Below are 26011 nucleotides of genomic sequence, written 5' to 3' on the forward strand. Positions count from 1 at the left end.
AGCCCTTCTAGCTGGTGCGGTGTGCGAGCCGGTCGGCGAGCACGGTGAGCGCGGCGGCCGCGTCCGGCTTGATCCCGGCCTCGGCCAGCGCCGCGACCGCCTCGCGCACCCGGCTCGCGATCATGTCCTCGACCGCGGCGAGCGCTCCGGTGTCGCACAGGATCTGGCGCAGCTCGGCGGCGCGCTCCTCGTCCAGCCCGGGGTCGCCGTGCCAGCGCCGCAGGTGCTCGCGCTGGGCGGCCGAGGCGCGGCGCAGGGCCTGCGCGATGAGCACGGTGTGCTTGCCCTCGCGCAGGTCGTCGAGCGCCGACTTGCCGGTCTCGGCGGCCGAGCCGAAGGTGCCGAGCACGTCGTCGCGGAGCTGGAACGCCTCGCCCAGCGGCACCCCGAACCGGGAGTAGGACGCCAGCAGCTCCGCGTCGGCCCCGGCGAGCGCGCCGCCGATCTGCAGCGGCCGCTCCACGGTGTATTTGGCCGTCTTGTAGCGGATGACGGTCAGCGCCTCGTCGACGCTCGCCCCGGCCCGCAGTTGCGCGAGCATGTCGAGGTATTGGCCGCTGATCACCTCGGTGCGCATGGTGTCGAAGAGGTGGTGCGCGGCGCGCAGCCGGTGCGGCTGGATCCCGCAGGAGGACAGCATGGCGTCGGACCACGCCAGGCTCAGCGTGCCGAGCAGGATGCCGCCCGCCTGGCCGAAGACCTCCGCGCCCGGCCCCGCGTGCAGCCGCTCCAGGCTCTTGTGCACGGTGGCGCGGCCCCGGCGCAGCTCGCTGCCGTCCATGATGTCGTCGTGGATGAGCAGGCCGGCGTGGCACAGCTCCAGCGCGGCGGCGGCCGTGATGATCTCGTCGCAGTCGTCGCCGCCCGCCCCGCGCCACCCCCAGTAGCACAGCTGCGGCCGGATGCGCTTGCCGCCGCCCAGCACGAACTCGCGCAGCACGTTGTACGCGACCGCGACGTCGGGATCGGACAGCGGCGCCCGCCAGGTCTCCAGGAACGCGCTCAGGTGGTGGTCGATGCGCGAGCCGAGGCATGGCTCAGTGAGGCCCAATGGCATGCGCGCGCTCCTTCGGTCGATCGGATATCACCAATAGTTACTCACCCAACACTGAGCGTGTAAAGAGTCTGGGGCTGCACATGACTTCATCCGTCTCACCGGTCACAGGAGCAGGCCGTCCGTTTAGTGGCTTTTGTAGGGGTATGCGCTGTGCATGAGAGCAGTCACATGGCACGGCAAGCGGGACGTGCGGGTCGAGGACGTTCCCGACCCGGTGATCAAGGAGCCGAACGACGCGGTCATCAGGGTGACCAGCACCGGCATCTGCGGCTCCGACCTGCACCTGTACGAGGTGCTCGGCCCGTTCATGGCCGAGGGCGACATCCTGGGCCACGAGGCCATGGGCGTCGTCGAGGAGGTCGGCCCGGAGATCACCCATCTCAAGCCGGGCGACCGGGTCGTCATCCCGTTCAACATCGCCTGCGGCCACTGCCACATGTGCGGCATGGAGCTGTACGCCCAGTGCGAGACCACCCAGGTGCGCGAGCAGGGCACCGGCGCCGCCCTGTTCGGCTACACCCGCCTCTACGGTCAGGTCCCCGGCGGCCAGGCCGAGTACCTGCGGGTGCCCGAGGCCCAGTTCGGCCCGATCCGGGTGCCGGACGGCCCGCCGGACGAGCGGTTCGTCTACCTGTCGGACGTGCTGCCCACGGCGTGGCAGGCGGTCGCGTACGCGGAGATCCCCGAGGGCGGCAGCGTGACCGTGCTCGGGCTCGGGCCCATCGGCCAGATGTGCGCCCGCATCGCGCGGCACCTCGGCCACCGGGTGATCGGCGTCGACGGCGTCGACGCCCGGCTGGAGCTGGCCGCCCGCCACGGGATCGAGGTCATCGACGCGAGCGAGGTGACCGCCGTGCCCGACGAGATCCGCGCCCGCACGGCCGGCCGCGGCACCGACTCGGTGATCGACGCCGTCGGCATGGAGGCCCACGGCTCGCCCGCCGCCAAGATCGCGCAGACCCTCACAGGACTGCTGCCCGACGCCCTCGCGGCCCCGCTCATGACCAACGCCGGCGTGGACCGCCTGGCCGCGCTCAACCAGGCCATCGACGGCGTGCGCAGGGGCGGCGTGATCTCCGTCATCGGCGTGTACGGCGGCATGACCGACCCGCTGCCCATGCTCCGCATGTTCGACAAGGGCATCACCCTGCGCATGGGGCAGGCGCACGTGCGCCGGTGGATCGGCCCGCTGATGCCGCTGGTGACCGACGACGCCGACCCGCTCGGCGTCATGGATCTCGCCACCCACAAGCTGCCGCTGGAAGATGCGGCAAAGGCGTACGAAATGTTCCAGAAGAAGGCCGACGGGGCCATCAAGGTCCTCCTACAGCCCTGATGGGCGTTTCACCGGACGGACAGCGGGCAGCGGTGCCTTCATGAGAGTCGTCGTGGTGGGAGCAACCGGGAACGTCGGCACCAGCGTGGTGCGCGCGCTGAGCACCGACGAGCGGGTGACCTCGATCGTCGGGGTCGCCCGGCGGCTTCCCGGCTGGCGCGTCGACCGCACCGAATGGCGGCAGGCCGACGTGGCCTCCGCCGACCTGACCCGGATCTTCGACGGCGCGGACGCCGTGGTCCATCTGGCGTGGCTGTTCCAGCCGACCAGGGACCCGGCGACCACCTGGCGGGCCAACGTGCTCGGCAGCATGCGGGTCTTCCGCGCCGCGGCGGAGGCCGGGGTGCAGGCGCTGGTGCACGCCTCGTCCGTGGGCGCGTACTCGCCGGGGCCCAAGGACCGGCGGGTGGACGAGAGCTGGCCCACGCACGGGTGGCCGGGAGCCGCGTACGGGCGGGAGAAGGCCTACGTCGAGCGGGTGCTCGACGTCTTCGAGCACGACCACCCGAGCATCCGCGTGGTGCGGATGCGGCCCGGCTTCATCTTCCAGCGGGCGGCGGCCTCGGAGCAGCGCAGGCTGTTCGCCGGGCCGCTGGTGCCGCGGCGGTTGATCGGCGCGGGGCGCATCCCGTTCGTGCCGGACATCCCCGGGCTGCGGCTGCAGGTGCTGCACGCCGAGGACGCGGCCGAGGCCTACCGGCTCGCGGTCGTGCGCGAGGTCAGGGGCGCGTTCAACATCGCCGCGGAACCCGTGCTCACTCCCGGCGACCTCGCCGAGCTGCTCGGCACCCGTACGGTGCCGGTGCCGCGCGGGCTCGCCAAGGCGGCCGTCTCGGCGGCCTGGCGGCTCAGGCTGGTGCCCGCCTCGCCCGGGCTGTTCGACCTCGCCATGCGGCTGCCCGTCATGACCACCGACCGCGCGCGCGAGGTGCTGGGCTGGCGGCCGCGGCACTCGTCGCTGGACGCCATGCGTGAGCTGTTCGAAGGACTGCACGACGGCGCCGGCATGGACACCGCGCCGCTCGCCCCCGACGGCGGCCCGGCCGGCCGCGTCAAGGAGCTCGCCTCCGGCATGGGCGCACGCCCGTGACGCCGATCCGCCCCGAGCGCGGAGTGTAATCCCCCTCCTGGCGGGAAGGGGGGACACGAGGTCCAGAGGCGCGGCCCCCGGGTGTCACTACGACACGGAGGAACGCCATGGACCCTTTTCCCCGGACCGGTTTCCGCCAGGTCCTTCGCCTCGATCTTCCCGATCTGAGCCAGTGCGGCGGAGGCGGCACGTCTCCGCCGCCCGGGCGCCGGCGCGTCCAGGCCAGGTCGGAGGAGCCTGCCATGCGCACCCTTCTGACCCAGCCCTTCACGCTCCAGGACGTGACCAGGCTCCGCCGTACGGTGGCCGAGAAGGCCGAGCACTGCGGGCTGAGCGGTCCCCGCCTGGACGACTTCGTCCTCGCCGTGCACGAGAGCGTGGTCAACGCCGTCGAGCACGCGGGCGGGCGCGGGCACTTCAAGCTGTGGACCGTGGACGGCGTGATCCGCTCCGAGACCACCGACCGGGGCGAGGGCATCCCCGACGGGTACGTCGCCGGCGACCACCGGCCGTCCGACATGAGCTACGACGGCCGCGGCATCTACCTCATCCGCCGCCTGTGCGACATGGTGGACTTCAGCACCGGCCCCCACGGTACGACGGTCCGCATCACCATGCGGCTGCCGAAGGCCGCGGGGCACGGCGCGCGGGGGCACATGCGACGCGTCCGGGTCGCGGGCCAGGCCCATCCGCCCGGACGCTTCACCGCCTGAGCCCGCCGTCCGCAGCGCCGTCAGCAGCGCCGTCCGCAGTGCCGTCCGCAGTGCCGTCCGCAGTGCCGTCCGCAGTGCCGTCCTCAGGGGCCCGCCGCCCGGTGGTGCCCGCGTAGCGGCAGGTAGGGTCGGAAGAGTGAGCCGCGAGCAGCCTTCCCCCGCGATCATCGCCCCGGTCCGGCGCATCGGCCGGCGGGAGTTCGACTTCGCGCGCCAGGTCGCCGTGATGGCGATCGTCAACCGCACCCCCAACTCCTTCCACGACCAGGGCCGCACCTACGCGCTGGACAGCGCCGTCGCGGCGGCCAGGCAGGCGGTCGACGACGGGGCCGACTGGGTCGACATCGGCGGTTTCGCCTTCAGCGCCGCGCAGGCCGAGATCGGCGCCGCCGAGGAGATCGACCGGGTCGCCCCCGTCATCGCCGAGGTCCGTGCCGTCACCGACGCGGTCATCTCGGTCGACACCCACCGCCCCGAGGTCGCGCGGGCGGCGATCGAGGCCGGCGCCGACGTCATCAACGACACCAACGGGCTGCGCGAGCCCGGCCTCGCCGAGGTGGCCGCCGCCACCGGGGCCGGCGTGGTGGTCACCCACAGCCTGGGCGGCCCCGGCCGGCGGGTCTTCCGGCCCAGCTACGACGACGTGGTGGCGGAGGTGGCGGGCTTCCTGCGGGAGCGGGTGGCGTACGCGCTGGAGGCCGGCATCGCGCCCGACAAGATCATCATCGACCCCGGCCACGACCTCAACAAGAACACCTTCCACTCGCTGGAGCTGACCCGCCGCCTGGAGGAGATCACCGCGATCGGCTACCCGACGCTGGTCGCGCTGTCCAACAAGGACTTCATCGGCGAGACGCTCGACCGGCCGCAGGGCCGGCGGACCGAGGGCACCATCGCCGCCAACGTCGTCGCCGTACTCAAGGGGGCGCGGATCCTGCGGGTGCACGACGTGCCCGCGACCGTCGCCGCCGTACGCATGACCGAAGCCGTCCTCGGCTGGCGTGCCCCCCTCGCGCCCAGCCACAACCTGGCGTGAAGGAGCGCACGTGAGCGACCGCAAGCCGATCGGGATGCCCTTCGAGAGCTGGGTCGACCGGCAGATCCGCGAGGCGGAGGAACGCGGGGAGTTCGACGACCTGCCGGGCGCGGGCAAGCCGCTGCCGGGGCTGGACAAGCCGCAGGACGACATGTGGTGGATCAAGCAGAAGGTGGAGAGCGAGGGGCTCGCCATGCCGCTGCCGCCCACGCTGGCGCTGCGCAGGGACGCGGAGGAGGCGCTGCGGGAGGCGCGCGGGGCGCGCACCGAGGCCGAGGTGCGGCGCGTGCTGGAGGCGGTCAACGAGCGGATCCGCGAGGCGATCAGGACGGGACTGTCGGGGCCGCCGCTCAACCTGATGCCGTTCGACGTGGACGAGGAGATCTCGGAGTGGCGGCGCGCCCAGGGGTGACCCCCATGGGAACGGGGCCCGGGCGCGACGGCCCGGACCCCGGTCCGGTTGGCTGAGGGGCCCGGGTCAGGCGGGTCCCTCTGGCCGGCCGGAGCCCCGGGTCAGGCGGGGCCCCGGCCGGCCGGGTTCAGGTGATCTCAGTTGACCGGCGGGTAGGCGTTCGCCAGCAGCTCACGGAACTGCGCCGAGAACCACTGGCCGGAGAGCGGCGCGTCGCCCTTGGCACCGGACATGTTGTTGCCGTTGAGGCTGTTGCCGGTGTACGTCGGGTCGCACATCCGGTCGAACCTCTTGCCCTCGTCGTTCGGGATGTCCCGGCTGGCGCCGTCGGACTCGCCCGGAGGCTTGATCCAGACGTAGGCGTCGAGGCCGGCGACGGGGGCGGCGGTCGGGCGGGCGCCCAGGCCGGCGCCGGCCTGGTTGCACCAGTTACCGGCGTGGATGCGGCGGTCGACGCGCGAGCTGTTCACGAACGTGTCCACGTTGAGCGAGGTGCTCGGCCCGGACGGGCGGGCGCTGCCGCCCCAGCCGTTGCGCGAGGTGTCGATCAGCATGCCGAGCCCGGAGCGGAAGCCCTTGGCGATCAGGGCGGTGCGCAGGGCGAGAGCGAAGGACTGCTCGTCCACGTACCAGTTCCAGTCCACCCACTTGGACTGCCGGACCGAGACGTTGTCCACCATGGTGTTGACGGTGAAGTGCGGCTCGGTCGTGGCCCCGTAGTTGGCGGTGTTGACGATGAAGCCGTCCACGCTGTCCACGCCGGCGGCGGTGCCGGCGACGGTCTCGTAGAAGAGGTTGACGGAGGGCTGGAAGTTCGAGTCCCAGCCGAGCCACGCGTGGTGGGCGGCGTCGATGTAGGTGTAGACGTTGGGGATGGCGTGGAGCTTGTCGAGCGCGTACCGGACGCCGTCACGGTAGCCGCCGGGGCCGTTGGCCTCGCGGCAGTCGGCGAAGTTGTTGAGGTTGGTGACGAGGTTCGGCAGCGAGTCGGGCTCGATGATGGTGACGATGCGCAGGTTCGCGTAGGCGGAGTCGCGGAGGATGGCCGCGATCGGGTCGATGTACTCCGTCTTGTAGCGGTTGAAGCCGTCCTGGGAGATGCGCAGCTCGCCGTTGGAGGCCAGGGCGGAGCAGTCGCGGTTGGGCAGGTCGTAGATGACGACCTGGATGGTCAGCGGCGTCGAGCCGTTGGCGGCGTCCTGCCGGACGGCCTCGTCCAGGTGGGCGCGCAGGCCCATGGCGCTGCTGGAGCCGGCGATGGCGGCGATGCGGTCCATCCACACGGCGGTGGAGGTGTTCGCGACCGCCGAGCCGCCGGGCTCGGCCGCGGCCTTGGCGCTCCAGTTGGGGTTCACGTAGCCGGTGGCGCCGGCGTACGGGTTCTCCACGTGGGTGGGGGTGGGGCCGCCGTCGTCGTCGGCCTCGGTGGCGGTGACCGTACGCGAGGTCAGGCCGGTGGAGGCGACGGTGAACGTGCGGCTGCCGTTGGCCGTGTCGGAGTCCTGCGCGGCGGCCAGGGTGACCGTCTGCGGGGTGTTCCAGTTCGACGTGGTAAAGGAGAGCGAGGCGCCCGAGCTGACGGTGAGGTCGGCGTCGCCGCTGCCCGCCGCCGTGGTGACGGTCACGCCGGCGGAGGGCTGGGCGGCCAGCCGCACGGTGAACGTGCCGGTCGAGCCCTCGGGCACGGTCACCGAGGTCGGCGTCACGATGATGGACTGCTCCACCGTGGCGTCGTCGTCCACCTCGGTCGCGGTGAGCGTGGCGCCGGTGACGCCGCTGCCGCCGACGCTGAAGCTCGCGGTGCCCGCGGTGGTGTCGGCGTCCTGGGCCGCGGCCAGGGTGACCGTCTGCGCGGTGTTCCAGTTGCTCGGGGTGAAGGTGAGCGAGGCGCCGGAGCTGACGGTCAGGTCGGTGTCACCGCTGGTACGGGCGGTGGTGACGGTGACGTTCGAGCTGGGCGCGGAGGAGAGGCGCGCGGTGAACGTGGCCGTCGAGCCCTCGTTGACCGCGATCGAGCTGGCCGACAGCACCACGGACGGCGTGACCGGGCCGGTGCCGCCGCAGCTCACGCCGTTGACGCTGAACGACGTGGGGTTCGGGTTGGTGCCGGTCCAGGTGCCGTTGAAGCCGACGGAGACCGAGGCGCCGGTCGCGAGGCTGCCGTTGTAGGGCATGTTCGTGCCGGTGACGCGGGTGCCGCTCTGGCTCCAGTTGGCGCCCCAGCCACTCGGTGTGTACTTCTGCCCGGTGGTCGGGTAGTCGAAGGCCAGCGACCACGACGAGATCGGGTCACCGGTGTTCTTCAACGTGATGTTCGCGGTGAAACCGCCCTGACCAGGGCTGCTCGTCCACGAGTTGGCAGAGTAGGTCACGTCGCAGGCGACCGCGGCGTTGGCGGCCGTGCCCTGGCCGGCGACGAGTCCTAGGGCCGCGACACTCGCGGCGGTCACGGTCACGGCCCATTTGCGGAGGCCGCGTTGGAGTCTCACGAGCGATCATCTCCAGTGCTAGGTGGCTGGGAGCGCTCCCATCGTGAGCCGCCGTCGGGTTGCTGTACAGAGGGACGTCCCCGCGCCGCCGCCGGGGGCCCCGCATGCTCCGTGAATGCCCTCTAACGATGATGAAACTTTCATCTAGGGCAGGCAGGTGAGAGGAAACAGAGGGGTTACCGGGCGGCCATTTCGTTGACATACGCCGGAGCACACCCACAATCCCGATTGGGAGCGCTCCCACACCCCTACTCCCTGGAGACCCCGTGAAATTCAGACCTCCGCCCCTTCTGACGCGCTTATCGAGGCGGCTCGCCGTGGCCACGACCCTCGTCCTCGTGGCCGGCGCGACCACGGCCGTGGCGGCCGCCCCCGCCCAGGCCGCGGTCTCGTGCGACGTGACGTACGCGGCCAACCAGTGGACGAGCGGCCCGAACCAGGGCGGCTTCACCGCGAACATCACGCTGAAGAACACCGGTGACCCCATCACCTCCTGGACGCTCGCCTTCGACTACCCGACCACCGGGCAGAAGTACACGCCCAGCGGCTGGGGCGCCAACTGGAGCCAGAGCGGCACCCGCGTCACCGGCACGAACATGCCGTGGAACGGCAGCCTCGCGACCGGAGCCTCCACCAACATCGGCTTCAACGGGACCTGGACCGGCAGCAACCCCAGCCCGACGTCGTTCAGCGTGAACGGCGTCACCTGCGGCGGCACCGGCCCGACCGCGCCCACGGTCTCGCTGACCTCGCCCACGGCCGGGCAGACCTTCACCGCCCCCGCCACCGTGCCGATCGCGGCCAACGCCGCCGACGCCGACGGCACGATCGCCAAGGTCGACTTCTACCAGGGCAGCACGCTGCTCGGCACCGACACCACCTCCCCGTACAGCTACAACTGGACGAACGTGGCGGCCGGCAGCTACTCGATCACCGCCCGCGCCACCGACAACAGCGGCGCGGCCACGACCTCCTCGCCGGTCGGCATCACCGTCTCGCCGCCGAGCACCGGACCGGCCCTGGTCGTCAGCCCGACCACGCTGTCGGTGCCCGAGGGCGGCACGGCCGGCTTCGGCGTCAAGCTGTCGCAGGCGCCCTCCTCCAACGTGACCGTCAGCGTGGCCCGCGCCAGCGGCGACGCCGACATCACTGTCTCCGGCGGCGCGAGCCTCACCTTCACGCCGTCGAACTGGAACACCGCGCAGAACGTCACCCTGGCGGCCGCGCAGGACTCCGACACGACCAGCGGCTCGGCCGTGATCCGGGTGAGCGCGAGCGGCCTCACGCCGGTCGACGTGACCGTCAGCGAGGCCGACGACGACGTGGGCGGCGACAACACCTACGTGCAGCGCTTCGTCGAGCTCTACAACGAGATCCACGACCCGGCCAACGGCTACTTCTCGCCGGATGGCGTGCCGTACCACTCGGTCGAGACGTTCATGGTCGAGGCGCCGGACCACGGGCACGAGACCACGTCCGAGGCCTACAGCTACTACCTGTGGCTGGAGGCGACCTACGGCCAGGTGACCGGCGACTGGTCGAAGTTCAACGCCGCCTGGGCGTCGATGGAGAAGTACATCATCCCGGCCACCGCCGACCAGCCGACGAACTCCTTCTACAACGCGTCCAAGCCGGCGACGTACGCGGCCGAGCACACCTCGATCAGCAACTACCCGTCGCAGATCGACTCCGGCGTGTCCGTCGGCACCGACCCGATCGCCAGTGAGCTGCAGACCGCGTACGGCACCCGCGACATCTACGGCATGCACTGGCTGCTCGACGTCGACAACACCTACGGCTTCGGCCGCTGCGGCGACGGCACCACCAAGCCCGCCTACATCAACACCTACCAGCGCGGCCCGGAGGAGTCGGTCTTCGAGACGATCCCGCAGCCGTCCTGCGACACCTTCCGGCACGGCGGCACCAACGGCTTCCTGGACCTGTTCATCAAGGACGCCTCCTACGCCAAGCAGTGGAAGTACACCAACGCCCCCGACGCCGACGCCCGCGCCGTCCAGGCCGCCTACTGGGCGCTGACCTGGGCCAAGGCGCAGGGCAAGTCCGCCGACGTCTCGGCCAGCGTGGCCAAGGCCGCCAAGATGGGCGACTACCTGCGCTACGCGATGTACGACAAGTACTTCAAGAAGCCGGGCTGCACGAGCACGAGCTGCGCGGCCGGGACCGGCAAGGACGCCTCGGCGTACCTGCTGTCGTGGTACTACGCGTGGGGCGGCGCGACCGACTCCAACGCCGGATGGGCGTGGCGCATCGGCTCCAGCCACAACCACTCCGGCTACCAGAACCCGTTCGCGGCCTGGGCGCTCGCCAACGTGGCCGAGCTCAAGCCCAAGAGCTCGACCGGCGCCTCCGACTGGAGCACCAGCCTCAACCGGCAGCTCCAGTTCTACAAGTGGCTGCAGTCCGACGAGGGCGCCATCGCCGGCGGCGCGACCAACAGCTGGGAGGGCCACTACGCCAGCCCGCCGAGCGGCCTGCCGAAGTTCTTCGGCATGACCTACGACTGGCAGCCCGTCTACCACGACCCGCCGTCGAACCAGTGGTTCGGCTTCCAGGCGTGGACCATGGAGCGGGTGGCCGAGCTGTACAACCAGACCGGCAACGCCAACGCCAAGGCCATCCTCGACAAGTGGGTGACCTGGGCGCTGGCCAACACCACGATCAACGCCGACGGCACCTACCAGATGCCCTCGACGCTGCGCTGGACCGGCCAGCCGGCCGGCGACTTCAGCTCGCCGACCGACGTCCCGCCGGCCAACCCCAACCTGCACGTGACCGTCGTGGACCACACGACGGACGTGGGCGTCGCCGGCGCCTACGCCAAGGTGCTGATGTACTACGCGGCGCGGGCCAACCACACCGAGGCGAAGAACACCGCCAAGGCCCTGCTCGACGGCGTCTGGAAGAACCGGGACGCCAAGGGCGTGTCGGTGCCGGAGACCAAGACCGACTACAACCGCATCGACGACCCGGTGTACGTCCCGGCCGGCTGGAGCGGCAAGATGCCGAACGGCGACACCATCAACTCCAGCTCGACCTTCATCTCCATCCGCTCGTTCTACAAGAACGACCCGGACTGGCCGAAGGTGGACGCCTTCCTCAAGGGCACCGGCCCCGCGCCGGTGTTCAACTACCACCGGTTCTGGGCGCAGGTGGACGTGGCCGTCGCCCTGGCCGAGTACGGGCGGCTCTTCCCGTGAGATCCGCAAGGAAAGCAGCGCTGATCGCTGCGGTGTCGCTGGTCCTGCCCCTGGTCACAGGGGTAGGGCCGGCGGCCCCCGCCGCCCACGCGGCGCCCGCCTACAACTACGGCGAGGCGCTGCAGAAGTCCCTGTGGTTCTACGAGGCCCAGCAGTCGGGCGACCTGCCCTCCTGGAACCGCGTCTCCTGGCGCGGCGACTCGGGCCTCAACGACGGCAAGGACGCCGGCCTGGACCTGACGGGCGGCTGGTACGACGCGGGCGATCACGTGAAGTTCGGGCTCCCGATGGCGTACAGCGCCACCATGCTGGCCTGGGGCGCGGTCGAGTACCGCGACGCCTACAGCTCCTCCGGCCAGCTCACCCACCTGCTGAACAACCTCAAGTTCGTCAACGACTACTTCATCAAGGCCCACCCGTCGGCGAACGTGCTGTACGGGCAGGTCGGCAACGGCGGCACGGACCACGCCTGGTGGGGGCCGGCCGAGGCGATGCAGATGGCGCGGCCGGCGTACAAGATCGACGCCTCGTGCGGCGGCTCCGACCTGGCCGGTGAGACGGCGGCGGCGATGGCGGCCTCCTCGATGGTCTTCAGGCCGACGAACGCGGCCTACGCCGACACGCTGCTGACGCACGCCAAGCAGCTCTACTCCTTCGCCGACACGGTGCGGAAGAAGTACAGCGACTGCATCACCGACGCCCAGGGCTACTACAACTCCTGGAGCGGCTACAACGACGAGCTGGTGTGGGGCGCGATCTGGCTCTACCGGGCCACGAACGACGCCTCCTACCTGGCCAAGGCCGAGGCCGGCTACGACAACCTGTCCAACGAGCCGCAGAGCACCACGAAGTCGTACAGGTGGACGCTGGCGTGGGACGACAAGTCGTACGGGGCGTACGTGCTGCTCAGCAAGCTCACCGGCAAGCAGCGCTACCTGGACGACGCCAACCGCTGGCTCGACTGGTGGACGGTCGGGGTCAACGGGTCGAAGGTGGCGTACTCGCCGGGCGGGCAGGCCGTGCTCGACCGCTGGGGCTCGCTCAGGTACGCGGCCAACACCGCGTTCGCGGCGCTGGTGCACAGCGACTCGATCAGCGACGCCACGCGCAAGGCCCGCTACCACGACTTCGCGGTCCGGCAGATCAACTACGCGCTCGGCGACAACCCGCGCAACTCGTCGTACATGATCGGGTTCGGCGCCAACCCGCCGAAGAACCCGCACCACCGCACGGCGCACGGCTCGTGGACCGACCAGATCACGAACCCCGAGCAGACCCGCCACACCCTGTACGGCGCGCTCGTCGGCGGCCCGCCCGACCCGAACGACGCCTACACCGACAAACGCGACGACTACGTCATGAACGAGGTCGCCACCGACTACAACGCCGCCTTCACCGGCGCGCTGGCCCGGCTCCACAAGGAGTACGGGGGCACCCCCGCGGCGAACTTCCCGCCCGCGGAGACGCCGGACGGTCCCGAGATCTTCGTCGAGGCGGGCGTGAACGCCTCGGGCACGAACTTCACGGAGATCAAGGCCATCGTCCGCAACCAGTCGGCCTGGCCCGCCCGGGTCCTGTCGGACGGCTCGTTCCGCTACTACTTCACGCTCGACGGCTCGACGACCCTCTCGCAGATCAGCGTGTCGTCGGCCTACACGCAGTGCAAGGCGCCCACCCTCGGCTCGCTGGGCGGCGGCGTGCACTACGTGAACATCGACTGCTCCGGGCAGGTCATCGCCCCGGCCGGGCAGTCGCAGCACCGCAGGGAGGTGCAGTTCAGGATCAGCAGCGCGGGCACGTGGGACCCGGCCAACGACTGGTCGTACCGGAACATCCCCACCACGCCCGGCGCGACGCCGGTCCGCACCCCGAACATCACCCTCTACAGCGGCGCCACCAAGATCTGGGGTGAGCCCCCGGGTCCGGAGGAAGAGGACGACACCCCGCCCAGCAAGCCGGGCAGGCCCGCGGCATCCGGGATCACGGGCTCCACCGCCAGGCTGACCTGGACGGCCTCCACGGACAACGTGGGCGTGTCGGGTTACGACGTCTACCTGGGGTCCACCAAGGCAGGCACGTCCCCGACCGCCTCCTTCGACCTGACGGGGCTCACCCCTTCCACGTCCTACTCGGCCACCGTGGTGGCCAGGGACGCGGCGGGCAACACCTCGCCGCCCTCGGACGCGGCCACGTTCACCACCACGGACACGACGACGCCGCCCCCGGGCGGCTGCCAGGCCACGTTCAAGGTGACGAACTCGTGGGGCGGCGGCTTCCAGGGCGAGGTGACCGTGAAGAACGCGGGCACCGCGGCCATCAGCGGCTGGACGGCCTCCTGGACCTCCCAGAACGCCATCACCCAGGTCTGGGGCGGGAAGCTCACGCAGTCCGGCTCCACCGTGACGGTGCGGAACGAGAGCTACAACGGCGCCCTCGCCGCCGGCGCGAGCACCACGTTCGGCTTCATCGCGAGCGGCGCGGCGAGCGTCCCCGACCCGGTGACCTGCGCCTCGGGCACCGGCTGAACACTCAGGCCGTCCGCTGCGTATGAGGAGGTGAGGCCACAACTTCATATCCCTGCCCGATGAACCATCCCCGCCCGGATGGGACGGACGCGGTCGATTCCTCCAGTCGGCCGCGTCCGTTTTTCAGGGGGGTTCAGCCCTGGCGGCGGTTGACCTCCTGCGCGAAGCGCTCGCGGGCGAGGTCGATGAACGACTCGTCGGCGAACTCCTCCTTCAGCGCCTGCGCGTGGTAGCGCTCGGGGATCAGCCGGAGCACGTGGTCCCGGTAGCCGGGTCCCGGCGCGGGCACCCGCACCTGCGGCGGGATGCTGATCTTGACGGCGATCGGGCCGGAGGCGCGTACGGACTGCGCCCAGTCCGTGCCCTCGCCGGTCACCGCGCACAGGTGACGGGCGTAGACCCAGGTGACCTCGACCAGCGACTTCGCGTCCGGCGGTTCGACGCCGAACGGCTCCACCGCGCAGATGACGCGCGTGTCGAGGGTGCCGTGGCCGTGGGCGTGGTGCTCGTCCGGCGAGGACTCCTCAAGGATCTTGGTGACCTGCGCGGAGAGCTCTCGATCGAGCTGCGACGACGGCTGCCTGCCGGCGAAGAACATCACCCCGGCCAGGCTCAGCCCGGCCAGGGTGATGATCGCCGCGATGAGCCCGCGACGGGTTTTGATCACGGGCTGGTGCAGGTCAGGGTCGGGGCGGGGTTCGGGACCGAGCCGGTGGCGTTGAACCCGAACGTGGTGGTGGCGTTGGGGGCGAGCTGGCCGTTGTAGGTGGCGTTCTTGACCTTCACGTTCGGCGGCTGACCGCTCAGCACGCCGTTCCACGGCGAGCCGTCGAAGCCTTGACCGCCGCCGTAGGTCCAGGAGACCGTCCAGCCGTTCAGGCTGGAGGTGCTGGTGTTCTTCACCGTCACCTCACCCTGGAAGTGGCCGGCCCAGCCGGTGTCGGTGGCCTTCCACGTCGCCGTGCAGGCGCCCGGCGTCGGCGTGGACGTCTGCGTCGGCGTGATGGAGGGGCCGGGCGTGCTGCCGTTCGGGCCGACGCCGGTGACCTCGCCGTTGCCGCCGTCGAAGACGACGTCGGAGCAGCTGTAGAAGTTCTCGTTGCTGTCCGAGCGGATCCAGTGCGTGTAGATGATGTGCCGGCCGGTCTTGCCGGACGGGAGCTGGCTGTTCCAGTAGTAGTAGTTGAGCGCGCCGGCCGGGCCGGTGTCCGGCGGGTTGGTGACACTGCCGAACGGCTCCAGGTCCGACCACTTCAGCGGCCCGTTCGGGTTCCAGCCGTTCTTGGTGATGTAGTAGTTGAACGAGCCGGGGTGCTTGGCCCAGTTGCTGTGCCGCATCTGGATGGTCGCGCCCGAGGTCAGGTGGGTCACCGGCCAGTCGGAGCGGACCGCGTTGTAGGCCGAGAAGTCGTACGGCCCACCGGTGCCGCCGCTGCAGAGCTGGCCGTCGGGGATGAACCCGGAGGTGCGGCCGGCGCCGTCGGAGCGCAGCACCGCGAACCAGTTGTAGAGGGGCGTGCTGCCGCTCTGGGCAACGGCGGCCGCGCAGGCGGGGTTGTAGGGGAGGATCTGGCCGTTCTCCCGCAGGCCGTCCTGCCAGCACAGGAACGTCCGGCCGCCCGGCACCATCATGACGCCGTGCGCCTGTGCGGGGTTGGGTGCGATGAGGATCGTGGTGATCAGAACCAGGACGGCGGCGATCGCCGTCCGCTTCACTGCTTTCATGTGGGCTTTCCCTTGCGCTGACGACAGAGGAAACTGCCCCACGACCCAGCCCGCCCGGCCAGCGCCAGTGAACCACGCGCCGGGCCGTTCCGACAACGCGCCGTGAAACTTTCAGCCGATCATGGTCATGGTTTCCCCTGGTAGCCGCATAGCGGCAGGTGGTAATTACATGCGCGCTCTTGCCGTGTGACGGAACGCGGAGAAGCCTCCCTGTTGGGAGCGCTCCCACGTATCCTGTTCTCCGAGAAGCGGGAGCCACATGTCATGAGGAACGCGCACACCCATCTGCTCATCGGGGCGATCCTGGCGCTGCTCGCCGGCTGCCTGGTCGCCGCGCCCGCCCAGGCCGCCCCGGTGCTGTGCGGCAAGTACGCCTCCACCACCGTCCAGAACGGCCGCTACGTCGTCATGAACAACGTGTGGGGCGCCGACACCGCCCAGTGCATCGACGTCAACCAGAACGGCGGCTTCACCGTCACCCAGGCCGCGCACAACAAGCCCACGAACGGCGCCCCGGCCTCCTACCCGGCCGTCTACGCGGGCTGCCACTACGCCACCTGCAGCACCGGCAGCAACCTGCCGATGCAGGCGAGCTCGCCGTCGTTCGGCTCGCTGCGCACCTCCGTGAGCATGACCTACCCGAGCGGCGGCGTGTGGGACGCCGCCTACGACATCTGGTTCGACCCGACCCCGCGCACCGACGGCCAGAACACCGGCGCCGAGATCATGGTCTGGCTCAACCGCATGGGCTCGATCCAGCCGGTCGGCTCCCAGATCGGCACCGTCAACCTGGCCGGCGGCACCTGGCAGGTCTGGTTCGGCAACATCGGCTGGAACGTGATCTCCTACGTACGCACCTCGCCGACCGCCTCGATGGACTTCACGATCGACACGTTCCTGAGCGACGCCATCGGCCGCGGCTACGCCCAGCGCTCGTGGTACCTCACCAGCGTCCAGGCCGGCTTCGAGCCCTGGGTCGGCGGCGCCGGCCTGGCGGTCAACTCCTTCTCCTTCGGCTCGGGCGGCTCGAACGGCGGAGGCGGCGGCTGCACGGCCGCCGCCACCACGCAGTCCCAGTGGCAGGGCGGCTACGTCATCCAGCCGGTCACGGTGACCAACACCGGCTCGGCCACGAAGAACGGCTGGACGGTGACGTTCACGCTGCCCGCCGGCCACACGATCACCGGCTCGTGGAACGCGACCCTCAGCGTCAGCGGCTCCACGGTCACGGCCAGGAACGCGGGCGGCAACGGGACCCTGGCGCCGAACGCCTCGACCAGCTTCGGCTTCCAGGCGACCAGGCCGGGCGGCAACTCGCAGGTGCCGAGCGGCTACACCTGCGCATGAGATCCGCGCGGGCGTGCTTGAGCGAGGGGCACGGGCCGCGCGGAGGAGGGGTACGGCTGGTGCTGCCGTACCCCTCCGTCAAACTCAATCCGTCAAATGCTCAGTCCCGTTCCATCGCCTGCTCGATGTCGTCGAGCCGGGCCTGCAACTCGCTCAGGCAGGCCGGCGCGAGCCGGCCCTCCCGCAGCCGGTCGGAGAGCTTCTGCCGCAGGTTCTGCGTGGTGGTCGCGTACGGGCCCCGCGGCACCACCGTGGTCTGGAGCACCTGCTTGAGGTCGAGGACGACGTCGGCGTCGGTCGCGCCGCACGGCGTACGGGCCTCCAGCACGCTCTGGAACCGGGTGACCGCCTGCTCGACCGTGACGGCCGAGGCGGGGCTGCTCTCCATGTAGCGGGCGGTGACGCCGGCCGACGGCTCGGCGACCACCCGCTCCTGCTGCTGCTGTGGCGGCGGCGTGGCGGACGGCTGCTGGACGACGGCCCGCTGGATCCCGGTCTGCTGGAACCACAGCAGCGCCGAGAGCGCGACCGCGGCAGATCCCACCACGGTCACGCCCCGGCGTACGTGCCGGCCGACGGAGGCCGCGCCCAGCGCGGAGTTGAGCCCCGCGACGATCTCCGCCGCCGTGGGCCGCTCCTCCGGCCGGTGCGCGAGGCAACGCTGGCAGAGCGAGGCCACGGCGTGCGGCACCCCGGGGACCCGCGGCGGGGGAGACGTGCGGCGGGCCGCCTCGATCTCCTCCCACGTGGTCTCCGGGTACGGCGTGCGCCCCGTGAGCATGGTGTGCAGCAGCACGCCCAGGGCGTAGACGTCCACGGCGGGATGGGTGGGCGCGCCGAGCAGGCGTTCGGGGGCGACGTACGGCGGGGTGCCGCGGTCGTCCTCGGGGTCGCCCGTCCACGCCGCGATGCCGAAGTCGAGCAGCTTCGGCCCGTCGTCGGTGAGCAGCACGTTCTCGGCGGTGACGTCCCGGTGGACCAGGCCGCGCGCGTGCCCGGCCATGAGGACGCGGGCCAGGCGGAGCGCGATGGCCGCCGCCTCGGCCCACGGGAGCGGTCCCTGCTCGATGCGGTCGGCCAGCGGCGTGCCGTCGAGCAGCGGCATCACGACGTAGGCCGCGAGGGAGCCGTGCGGGGTCACGGTCTCCCCGTAGTCGTAGATCTCGATGGTGTCGGGGTGGAGGAACCTGGCGGCGGCACGGGCCTCGCTGCGCACGCTCACCCGCTCACCCTGGTCGGTGTGCAGGGAGGCGGTGAGCACCTTGACCGCGATCATCCGGTGCAGTGACTGGTCGAAGGCACGCCAGATGATCGACATGCCGCCTCTGGCCAGCGGATCCAGCAGCAGATACCGCCGGGCCAGAACGTCCCCTGGCTCAAGCCGACTCACGGACGACCAGTTCCGTGGGCAGGACGGGGTCCACTCCCGCCGCCCCTGTGAGGAGCAGCCGGGTGGCCACCGTGGCCAGTTCCTCGACGGGCTGGCGGATGGTGGTCAGCGCGGGGACGGTGTGCTTGGCCACCGGCGCGTCGTCGAACCCGATGACCGCGACGTCGGCGGGCACCTTGCGCCCGGCCCTGCGCAGCGCCTGGATCGCGCCCGCGGCCATGAGGTCGGAGGCGACGAACACGGCGTCCAGCCCTGGAGCGTGACGTAACAACCACTGCATGGCATGCGTGCCCGATGCGGCGGTGAAGTCGCCGTAGGCCACCGGCACGTCGGGGGCGCCGGCCGCCTGGAGGGTGCGGACGAGCCCTTCGAGCCGGTCGCGGGCGGCCGGCAGCGACGGTGGGCCGCCGATCGCGGCGACGTTGCGGCGGCCGGTGAGGAGGAAGTGCTCGGCCGCCTGCCGTCCGCCGTCGAGGTTGTCGACGTCGGCGTACGGCAGTTTGAGGTCGTGGGGCGGACGGCCGATGTTACGGACCGGAATGCCCGAGGTGGACAGTTTGATGGCCAGCGGGTGACGTTCCCGCGCCCCGATGATGAGCACCGCGCCGGACAGCGCGGGGAGGATCGAGGAGGTCGGGGTGACGGTGGTCACCATGAGGTGGGTGCCGTGCTCGGCGATCACCGCGCCGGCGGCGGACAGGAGCCTGGCGTAGTAAGGCTCGGAGAACAGTCGGGGAAGATGGTCACAGATCACGGCGGTGACGCCGTCGGCGGTGGTTTTGGCGGCCGCGCCCCTGGGCGCCCGATGGCGGACGTAACCCATCCGGGAGACGGCGTCGTAGACTTGGCGGCGGGTCGAGGTACTGACCCGCACCGAGCCCGTGAGGACTCTTGATGCGGTCGCGGGGGAAACCCCTGCAGCGGCCGCCACCTGTGCCAGTGTGGGCTGCTCGGTCATGGAGCACCTCGCGGAAAGATCCTGGGAGCGCTCCCAACGTTACCAACGTTTCGCCGTTGTTAATAGGGCCTTTGCTGAGAGTGCGTCCGGTTGTGCGGACGCATCCGGAATTTGCGGAGCTAGTGGCGGTGGTAACCCTCGGAGTTTTTGTTCCGAGGGTTGATCACCGGCATATTTCCATGTCCGATTTGTCGTATCCGACCTTATGGAAAAGAACCCTTGCCGCTCAGCCGTCCTCGCCGCCGAAGCGGACGTCGAAGCCGTCGCCGTCGTCGTCGCCCTGCTGGGGCTCGACCGGCCGGCGCGGCTCGCAGCCCGACCCGCACCCGCCGAACCTGGAGGTGTTGACCGGGGTGAAGTCCGTCGCCGGGACGCCCTTCAGTGCCTCGATCATGGTGTCCTTCCAGATCGGGCCGGGGATGGAGGCCCCGAAGACCGAGCCGTAGTACTTGCCGCCGATCGTGATGTTGTTGAGCTTGTGGGTGACCGCGCCGCGCGGGTCACCGATGCTGACCGCGCCCGCGAGGTCCGGCGTGAACCCGGCGAACCAGGCGGTGGCCTGCGAGTCGGTGGTGCCCGTCTTGCCCGCCGCCGGGCGGCCGATGCCGCCGACGCCGCGCATCGTGCCCTTGGTGAACACGCCCGACAGGATGTTCGCCGCCGCGTCGGTGACCTCGGGGTCGATCGCCTGCTTGCACTTCGGCTTGTACGTCGTGACCTTGCCGTTGCGGTCCTTGATCGAGCTGATCGCCATGGGCGCGCAGTACTTGCCGCGCGCGCCGATCGCCGCGTAGGCGTTGGCCACGGTCACCGGGTCCATCTCGTTGATGCCGAGCGTGAACGTGGAGAACTCCTGCAGGGGCAGGCCGTCGGAGCGCTTGATGCCGAGGCTCTTGGCGGTCTTCACGACGTTGCAGAGCCCCGCCTTCTGCTCCAGCATCATGAAGAAGGTGTTGACCGAGCCCCAGGTGCCGGTGGCCAGCGACTTGAAGCCGCCGCCGCCCTCGTCGTTGGTGACGGTGTGGCTCGGGTCGGCGATGTTCTCGCCCTTGCAGTTCTTGAACGTCGAGTAGTAGGGGGCGCGGTAGCCGCTGCCGACCGTGAACCCGTCGTTGATCTTCATGCCCTGGTCGAGCGCGGTCAGCAGCGTGAAGGTCTTGAACGTCGAGCCGGCCTGGAAGCCGACGCCGCCACCGTGCACCGCGTCGGCGACCACGTTGTACGACATTTCCTTCTTGCGCTTGTTGGTGCCGTACGCGCGGCTGGCCGCCATCGCCTTGATCGCGCCCGTGCCCGGCTGGACCAGCGCCTCGGAGGCCACCGGGTTGTCGCTGGCGAAGACGTGCTTCTTGATGGCCCGCTCGGCCGCCTTCTGCATCTTCGGGTCGATCGTGGTCTTGATCGTCAGGCCGCCGCGGTTGAGGAACTGCTCGCGGGCCTTGGCCGTCTTGCCGAAGTCGGAGTTGCTGAGGATCTCGTTGCGCACGTACATGCAGAAGTACGGATACGTGCTGGCGCCGCACCCGCCGGGGATCGCGGTGTTCTTCCAGCCGAGCTTCTTGGACTTGGCCTCCTCGGCCTCCTCCGGCGTGATCTTCTTCAGCTCGGCCATCCGGGCGAGCACCACGTTACGCCGGTTGAGCAGCTTCGCGCGCTGCTTCTTGCCCAGGTTGGGGTCGGTGGCGTTGGGGTCCTGCACCGCGCCGGCCAGGGTGGCGGCCTGCGACAGGGTGAGCTTGTCGGCGCTCACGCCGAAGAAGCGCTGGGCCGCCGCCTCCACGCCGTACGCGCCGGCGCCGAAGTAGGCGATGTTGAGGTACTTCTCCAGGATCTGGTCCTTGGTGTACTTCTCCTCGACGGCCATCGCGTAGCGCAGCTCCTTGAGCTTGCGGGCGTAGCTGGCCTCCAGCGCGGCGTTCTTCTCCTTCTCGGTGGTCGCCGAGTTGAGCAGCACCTGCTTGACGTACTGCTGGGTGATCGACGAGCCGCCCTGGGCGATGCCGCCGGAGGCGAGGTTCTTGGCCAGGGCGCGCATGGTGCCCTCGATGTCGATGGCGCCGTGCTCGTAGAAGCGGTAGTCCTCGATCGCGATGATGGCCTTCTTCATCACGTCGGCCACCTGGTCGAGCGTGACGTTCTCGCGATACTGCTCGTAGAACCAGGCGATCTCGTTGCCCTTGGCGTCGAGGACGGTGGTGCGCTCGGCCAGCGGGGGCTCCTTGAGCTCCTCGGGTTTGATGCCCAGATCCTCCGAGGCGCCGACGAACATGGCTCCCGTGCCACCTACCGCGGGCAGTGCGATGGCCGCGGTCACCACGCCGGCCGCCACCGCCGCCGCGGTGAGACGCGCGATACCTGACAAGCGGGAACCCATGCGGAAATTCCTCCCCTTCGTGGCAATAGGGTGCATCCTAAACCCGGGCATGGCGTGCTCCATGTAAAACGTTGGACCCCGGCGACGGCCGGTTGGTTCGCTCCCGGCCCTCGTGACTTCCGGCACATCGTGCGGGACGACACGGTTCCTTCTGGTTCCCGTCAGGCGTCGGCAAAACGTCGTCGCGGCGCAGGGGCGGACGTAGGGCCCTCTGGCAGCCTCTACCAGGGCATATCTACCTGCCCCGTTGGAGGTCTCATGCATCGTGTCGGAGATGGCGGGCAATTCGATCGGTTGCTCCGCGCGGCCCGTACCTACTGGGGAGACAGTCCCGGTGGCGAGCGATGCGTCGTGGCGGAGGTGTTCGACCAGGACATCAGGGTCGTGGTGCGGACGCTCATGGTCGCCAAGGCAGTGTGCGACGCCGCCGCGGCGCGGCTGGTCGTCCACGGTGACCCGGAGTCCCGGCAGCTCGCCGAGGTGTTCGGCGCGGCGGCCGACCCCCAGCCCGAGACGCCGCCGGTCGCGCTGGTGACCGGGCGGGTGGACCGCGACCTGCCCAGGGACATCCCCGTCGTGCACGTGCACGGCACCGGCACGCTCCAGGCGTACGCGCTGTTCCCCGACGACGGGCCGAGGTCGTTCGAGGACGAGCTGCCCGGCCGCGTGGCGGCCTTCTTTGAGCAGTACGTCTGGCCGAACCGCGAGATGATCAGGCCCAGCGCCGAGCGGGTGGCCTGGCAGGCCAAGAGCGGCTACCAGGTCCGCACCGACACCGAGCGCCGCCAGCTCCGCGCCTACGGCTGCGCCCGCCTCGGCCTCGACCCCGGCCTGCCCACGATCACGGTCGCCGCGCACGCGCCCGGCAGGGACACCGAGCTGTTCGAGACCACCGCGCGCTTCGCCGCCGCCGAGGAGTCCGCCAACTGGCTGTTCGTCGACCCGATCGCGCCCGATCACCGGCGCGTGCGCTCCGGCCTCGGCGAGCTGTCCACGAACCTCCTGTGGAGCCTCACCGACGTCGCCGTCAGCTTCGAGGACAGCGACCTGCCCGCCTTCGGCATCCCCGTCATCCAGTCCGGCTTCTCGGCGGGCGCCCACTGCGGCGCCACCCACCTGGCGCGTACGGCGTCGGACCAGGTGCGGCTGCTGGAGGAGGCGGTCACCACGCACGCCAAGGGCGAGACCATCCTCGGCCCCGAGCAGCGCGAGCGCGCCCGGCTGTGGCTGTGGATGCGCCGCTGCGGCGCGGACGTGCCCACCCAGCTCCTGCCGCACTGGGCGCACGGCGCGGACTACCCGCGCGTGCTGGCGGTCAACCTCCGCTACGTCGAGCGTGACGGCGACCCCCTCTTCGGCGCGGTGCATCGCATGTGGGAGCGGCGTGAACCCCTGCTCACCCGCTTCGACTTCCGTCATCCGGCAGGGCTGTCCGCCACTCTCACCCCCGCGAGGAGCATCCGTTGAACAGCATTGGGTCCGGCACCGACCTCGACCAGGTGATCCTGCCCGCGATCCCGCCCGCGCACCTGCGCAGCGGCCAGATCGCCGCCCTCCAGGTGACCGACCGGCTGCATCGCGGCTCGCAGATCATCGGCCGGTTCGAGACCTCGGGACTGGCCGGCTTCAAGATCGCCGCGCAGGGCCGCCCGCTGCGGGTGCGCATGTCCCTGTCGGTGGACGAGCACTCGGTGAGCGGCTGGCACACCGGCGTCACCGAGGCGGCCGCCGTGCTGCCCCGCCTGGTCCAGATCCGCTCGCAGGGCCGGCTGCGCCAGTGCGTGCTGCTGCGCGGCCGCCGCTCGCACGCCCAGGTCGCCTTCGACCTGTCCGCCGACGAGATCCCCGACGACGGGCTGATCTGCGTCGAGGCGCTTGACATCATGGAGGGCGACGGCGTCAGCCCCGAGGTGCGCGAGCTGCTCGGCGACCGGATCCTGGCCGACGGCGTGGCCGGGCTGCGCCTCGACAAGATCGTGTTCGAGGAGCCGCCGGCGGCCGACTTCGACACCGACCAGCTCGACGGCTGCCGCTGCGAGGCGGGCTCGCTGATCAGCGCCGGCGGGCTGGTCAACCTCAACCGGCAGGGCACCCGGCAGCTGCGCTCGAACCTGTTCCTGGTCAACCCGGCGTTGCGGCACACGTTCGGCTCCAGCGGCTACCTCACCCTCCGGCTCGGCACCAAGGCGGAGCCGGCCGCCGTCATCCCCGCGACCTGGCGACGGATCAACAGCGAGCTGCGCTGGCTGCGGCACGCCACCAGGAAGCTCGTCCGGGCCGCCGCCCCGCACGTGGAGCAGGTGCTCAGCATCAGGGACGGCGACCTCGGCGTGCCCGAGCAGCGCCCCCAGGGCAACCTCACCGAGCTGGAGGTGCCGTGCCCGGCCGGCTCACCGCTGCTGGTGGTCCTCACGCCCGTCCCGGGCGTGGTCCCCACGCTGGAGCACGCCACCGTCAGCGGGACGCGGCTGTCCGAGCGGGGATGAACAGGCAAAACAGCGATCACCTGTGAAAACGCCGCCCCTGGGGCAGGAGGAACAGGTGACCAGCAACGGCCTGCGCATCGACACGACGCGCCATCCGCACTGCACGGTCCTGCGCGCCGGCGGCCGGCTCGACCACGCCGGGCGGGTCAGGTTCAGCGCCCGCGTCAACGACGTCTGGGACTGGTCCGACGGCCCGGTCCTCGTCTTCGACCTCGCCGAGCTCGACTTCTACGACTCCTCGGTGATCGGCGTGCTGGCGATGGCGATGCAGCGCATGGAGGAGGAGCACGGCGACGGCCGGATCATCCTGGTCCGGCCGTCCGGCCACCTGCTGGACGTGCTGCGGCAGACGGACCTGCTCGCGCACGTCGAGCTCCGCGACAGCGTCGCGGAGATCATCGCGGAGCTTTCTACAGCCCGTACGCCTCCAGCAGGCGCAACCACACCTCGCTGACCGTCGGGAACGACGGCACGGCGTGCCAGAGCCGGTCGATCGGCACCTCGGCGGTGACCGCGATCGTGGCCCCGTGCAGCAGCTCGGCGACCCCCGGGCCGACGAACGTCACCCCGAGCAGCACCCTCCTGTCCTCGTCCACGACGGCCCTGGCCCTGCCGCGGTAGCCGTCGCCCAGCAGGTAGGCCCCGGTCACCGAGCCGAGGTCGTAGTCGACGGCGCGCGCGTGGAAGCCCGCCTTTCTCGCCGCCTCCTCCGTACGGCCGACCGCGCAGACCTGCGGGTCGGTGAAGACCACCTGCGGGGCGCCGTAGTGGTCGGCGAGGTCGCGCATCTCGCACAGCTCGTCGCCGCGGGCCCGGGCCGCGATCACGTCGCCGCACACCCTGGCCTGGTACTTCCCCATGTGGGTGAGCAGCGCCCGGCCGTTGACGTCGCCCACGGCGTAGAGCCAGCCCTCGGCCACGCCGGTGGCGCGCATGCTGTCGTCCACCTCGACGTACCCGCCGTCGGCCAGGCCCACCGAGGCGAGCCCGAGGTCGCCGGTGGCGGGCTCGCGGCCGGTGGCGACCAGCAGCTCGTCGGCCTCCAGCGGCGGCCCGTCGGACAGGTGCACGGTGATCTTCCCGCCGGGCTCGGGCCGCTCCACCCGGACCACGTCCGTGTGGGTGCGCACGTCGATGCCGGCCGCGGTGAACGACTCGGCCACCATCTCGCCCGCGAACGGCTCCATCCGGTTGAGCAGCCCGCCGCCGCGGACGAGCACCGTCGTCTGGCGGGCGCCGAGCCCGTGCATCGCCTGGGCCATCTCGCAGGCCACGACGCCGCCGCCGATCACGGCCAGCCGCTCGGGGACGGCGGTGGCCGCCGTCACCTCGTGGCTGGTCCACGGCCGGGCCTCGGCCAGGCCGGGCACCGGCGGTACCGCCGCCGTGCTGCCGGTGGCGAGCACCACGGCCTGGCGGGCGGTCAGCACCCGCTCGCCGCCGTCGGACAGCGCCACCCGGACCCGCCTCGGCCCGTCGAGCCGTCCCCGCCCGCGGACGAACTCGGCCGGCACGCCCTCGATCCACCGCACCTGTCCGCCGTCGTCGTAGCGCGAGACGGCCTCGTCACGGCGGGCCAGCACGGCGGCCACGTCGATCTCGCCGAGCGACATACCGGGCACCCGGCTCACCTCGCCGGCCAGGTCCACCGGCCGCAGCAGCGCCTTGCTCGGCACGCAGGCCCAGTAGGAGCACTCGCCGCCGGCCAGCCGCTCCTCCACGATCGCGGCGGTCAGGCCGCCGCGCACCGCCCGGTCCGCGACGTTCTCACCGGCGGGACCTGCGCCAATCACGATGACGTCGAACTCGTCGGGCACCCCAGCCTCCCCATGCGTTTCGTCCCTTCATCGCACTC

At 70.9% G+C, this 26011-nt stretch carries 19 protein-coding genes; 11 read left to right on the forward strand and 8 right to left on the reverse strand.

All coding sequences use genetic code 11. The annotated features are described in order from the left end of the window. Positions 1 to 7: 7 nt before the first annotated feature. On the reverse strand, positions 8 to 1057 hold the full coding sequence (locus AC27IY_RS18790) for a polyprenyl synthetase family protein (RefSeq protein WP_423451907.1): 1050 nt from the start codon (positions 1055 to 1057) through the stop codon (positions 8 to 10). A gap of 154 nt (positions 1058 to 1211) precedes the next feature. Here AC27IY_RS18790 and AC27IY_RS18795 point away from each other — a divergent pair, with 154 nt between their 5' ends. The 5 genes from AC27IY_RS18795 to AC27IY_RS18815 all read left to right on the forward strand — a co-directional run bounded on the left by AC27IY_RS18795 (position 1212) and on the right by AC27IY_RS18815 (position 5644). Continuing rightward, positions 1212 to 2393 carry a zinc-dependent alcohol dehydrogenase gene (locus AC27IY_RS18795; RefSeq protein WP_487178692.1) on the forward strand — a complete coding sequence of 394 codons (1182 nt, stop codon included), beginning with the start codon at positions 1212 to 1214 and terminating at the stop codon, positions 2391 to 2393. Between the two features lie 40 nt (positions 2394 to 2433). Continuing rightward, entirely contained in the window at positions 2434 to 3483 is a 1050-nt protein-coding gene (locus AC27IY_RS18800; RefSeq protein WP_423451906.1) for an NAD-dependent epimerase/dehydratase family protein, read from the forward strand. Between the two features lie 242 nt (positions 3484 to 3725). Further along, positions 3726 to 4196, forward strand: a complete 471-nt coding sequence (locus AC27IY_RS18805; protein ID WP_449949731.1) for an ATP-binding protein — start codon at positions 3726 to 3728, stop codon at positions 4194 to 4196. 136 nt (positions 4197 to 4332) lie between these two features. Then, positions 4333 to 5232 (forward strand): dihydropteroate synthase, encoded by a 900-nt coding sequence (gene folP, locus AC27IY_RS18810; RefSeq protein ID WP_344213457.1) that lies wholly within the window; start codon positions 4333 to 4335, stop codon positions 5230 to 5232. Between the two features lie 10 nt (positions 5233 to 5242). Next, on the forward strand, positions 5243 to 5644 hold the full coding sequence (locus AC27IY_RS18815) for a DnaJ family domain-containing protein (protein WP_364462077.1): 402 nt from the start codon (positions 5243 to 5245) through the stop codon (positions 5642 to 5644). A 137-nt stretch (positions 5645 to 5781) separates the two neighbouring features. Here the strand turns inward: AC27IY_RS18815 and AC27IY_RS18820 are convergent, their stop codons facing one another. After that, on the reverse strand, positions 5782 to 8133 hold the full coding sequence (locus AC27IY_RS18820; protein ID WP_487178693.1) for a glycoside hydrolase family 6 protein: 2352 nt from the start codon (positions 8131 to 8133) through the stop codon (positions 5782 to 5784). 317 nt (positions 8134 to 8450) lie between these two features. Here AC27IY_RS18820 and AC27IY_RS18825 point away from each other — a divergent pair, with 317 nt between their 5' ends. Together AC27IY_RS18825 and AC27IY_RS18830 are read left to right on the forward strand one after the other, a co-directional pair. Continuing rightward, on the forward strand, positions 8451 to 11351 hold the full coding sequence (locus tag AC27IY_RS18825; RefSeq protein ID WP_487178694.1) for a glycoside hydrolase family 48 protein: 2901 nt from the start codon (positions 8451 to 8453) through the stop codon (positions 11349 to 11351). Continuing rightward, positions 11294 to 13876, forward strand: a complete 2583-nt coding sequence (locus AC27IY_RS18830; protein ID WP_423477525.1) for a glycoside hydrolase family 9 protein — start codon at positions 11294 to 11296, stop codon at positions 13874 to 13876. Before AC27IY_RS18825 ends, AC27IY_RS18830 begins: the two co-directional genes overlap by 58 nt. 133 nt (positions 13877 to 14009) lie before the next feature. Here the strand turns inward: AC27IY_RS18830 and AC27IY_RS18835 are convergent, their stop codons facing one another. Both AC27IY_RS18835 and AC27IY_RS18840 read right to left on the reverse strand, forming a co-directional pair. Continuing rightward, complete coding sequence (locus AC27IY_RS18835; RefSeq protein ID WP_371248954.1) at positions 14010 to 14543, reverse strand: hypothetical protein; 534 nt, start codon at positions 14541 to 14543, stop codon at positions 14010 to 14012. Further along, positions 14540 to 15601 carry a lytic polysaccharide monooxygenase gene (locus tag AC27IY_RS18840; RefSeq protein ID WP_344213447.1) on the reverse strand — a complete coding sequence of 354 codons (1062 nt, stop codon included), beginning with the start codon at positions 15599 to 15601 and terminating at the stop codon, positions 14540 to 14542. Before AC27IY_RS18840 ends, AC27IY_RS18835 begins: the two co-directional genes overlap by 4 nt. 264 nt (positions 15602 to 15865) lie before the next feature. On the opposite strand from AC27IY_RS18840, the gene AC27IY_RS18845 reads away from it, so the two are divergent. Continuing rightward, the gene (locus tag AC27IY_RS18845; protein WP_487178695.1) at positions 15866 to 16948 is read left to right on the forward strand and encodes a glycoside hydrolase family 12 protein; all 1083 of its coding nucleotides are present in this window, start codon (positions 15866 to 15868) and stop codon (positions 16946 to 16948) included. 100 nt (positions 16949 to 17048) lie between these two features. On the opposite strand, the gene AC27IY_RS18850 is transcribed toward AC27IY_RS18845, so the two are convergent. From AC27IY_RS18850 to AC27IY_RS18860, 3 genes are all read right to left on the reverse strand, one after another. Continuing rightward, the gene (locus AC27IY_RS18850; RefSeq protein ID WP_364462059.1) at positions 17049 to 18338 is read right to left on the reverse strand and encodes a serine/threonine-protein kinase; all 1290 of its coding nucleotides are present in this window, start codon (positions 18336 to 18338) and stop codon (positions 17049 to 17051) included. Further along, positions 18325 to 19296, reverse strand: coding sequence for a LacI family DNA-binding transcriptional regulator (locus AC27IY_RS18855; RefSeq protein WP_423451900.1), 972 nt, complete (start codon positions 19294 to 19296; stop codon positions 18325 to 18327). The genes AC27IY_RS18850 and AC27IY_RS18855 overlap by 14 nt, the downstream gene beginning before the upstream one ends. Before the next feature lie 226 nt (positions 19297 to 19522). Then, positions 19523 to 21670, reverse strand: coding sequence for a transglycosylase domain-containing protein (locus AC27IY_RS18860; protein ID WP_487178696.1), 2148 nt, complete (start codon positions 21668 to 21670; stop codon positions 19523 to 19525). A 351-nt stretch (positions 21671 to 22021) separates the two neighbouring features. Here AC27IY_RS18860 and AC27IY_RS18865 point away from each other — a divergent pair, with 351 nt between their 5' ends. Genes AC27IY_RS18865 through AC27IY_RS18875 form a run of 3 tightly spaced genes read left to right on the forward strand, consistent with a single transcriptional unit; the run spans position 22022 to position 24610 of the window. Further along, positions 22022 to 23137, forward strand: coding sequence for a hypothetical protein (locus tag AC27IY_RS18865; RefSeq protein WP_487178697.1), 1116 nt, complete (start codon positions 22022 to 22024; stop codon positions 23135 to 23137). Then, the gene (locus AC27IY_RS18870; protein WP_487178698.1) at positions 23134 to 24156 is read left to right on the forward strand and encodes a hypothetical protein; all 1023 of its coding nucleotides are present in this window, start codon (positions 23134 to 23136) and stop codon (positions 24154 to 24156) included. The genes AC27IY_RS18865 and AC27IY_RS18870 overlap by 4 nt, the downstream gene beginning before the upstream one ends. A 55-nt stretch (positions 24157 to 24211) precedes the next feature. Next, positions 24212 to 24610, forward strand: coding sequence for an STAS domain-containing protein (locus AC27IY_RS18875; protein ID WP_487178699.1), 399 nt, complete (start codon positions 24212 to 24214; stop codon positions 24608 to 24610). Here AC27IY_RS18875 and AC27IY_RS18880 read toward each other — a convergent pair. After that, positions 24567 to 25973, reverse strand: coding sequence for a dihydrolipoyl dehydrogenase family protein (locus AC27IY_RS18880; RefSeq protein WP_487178700.1), 1407 nt, complete (start codon positions 25971 to 25973; stop codon positions 24567 to 24569). The two genes, AC27IY_RS18875 and AC27IY_RS18880, sit on opposite strands and share 44 nt — an antisense overlap. Positions 25974 to 26011 lie beyond the last annotated feature (38 nt).

The sequence above is a fragment of the Nonomuraea sp. B208 genome (genome assembly GCF_057536035.1).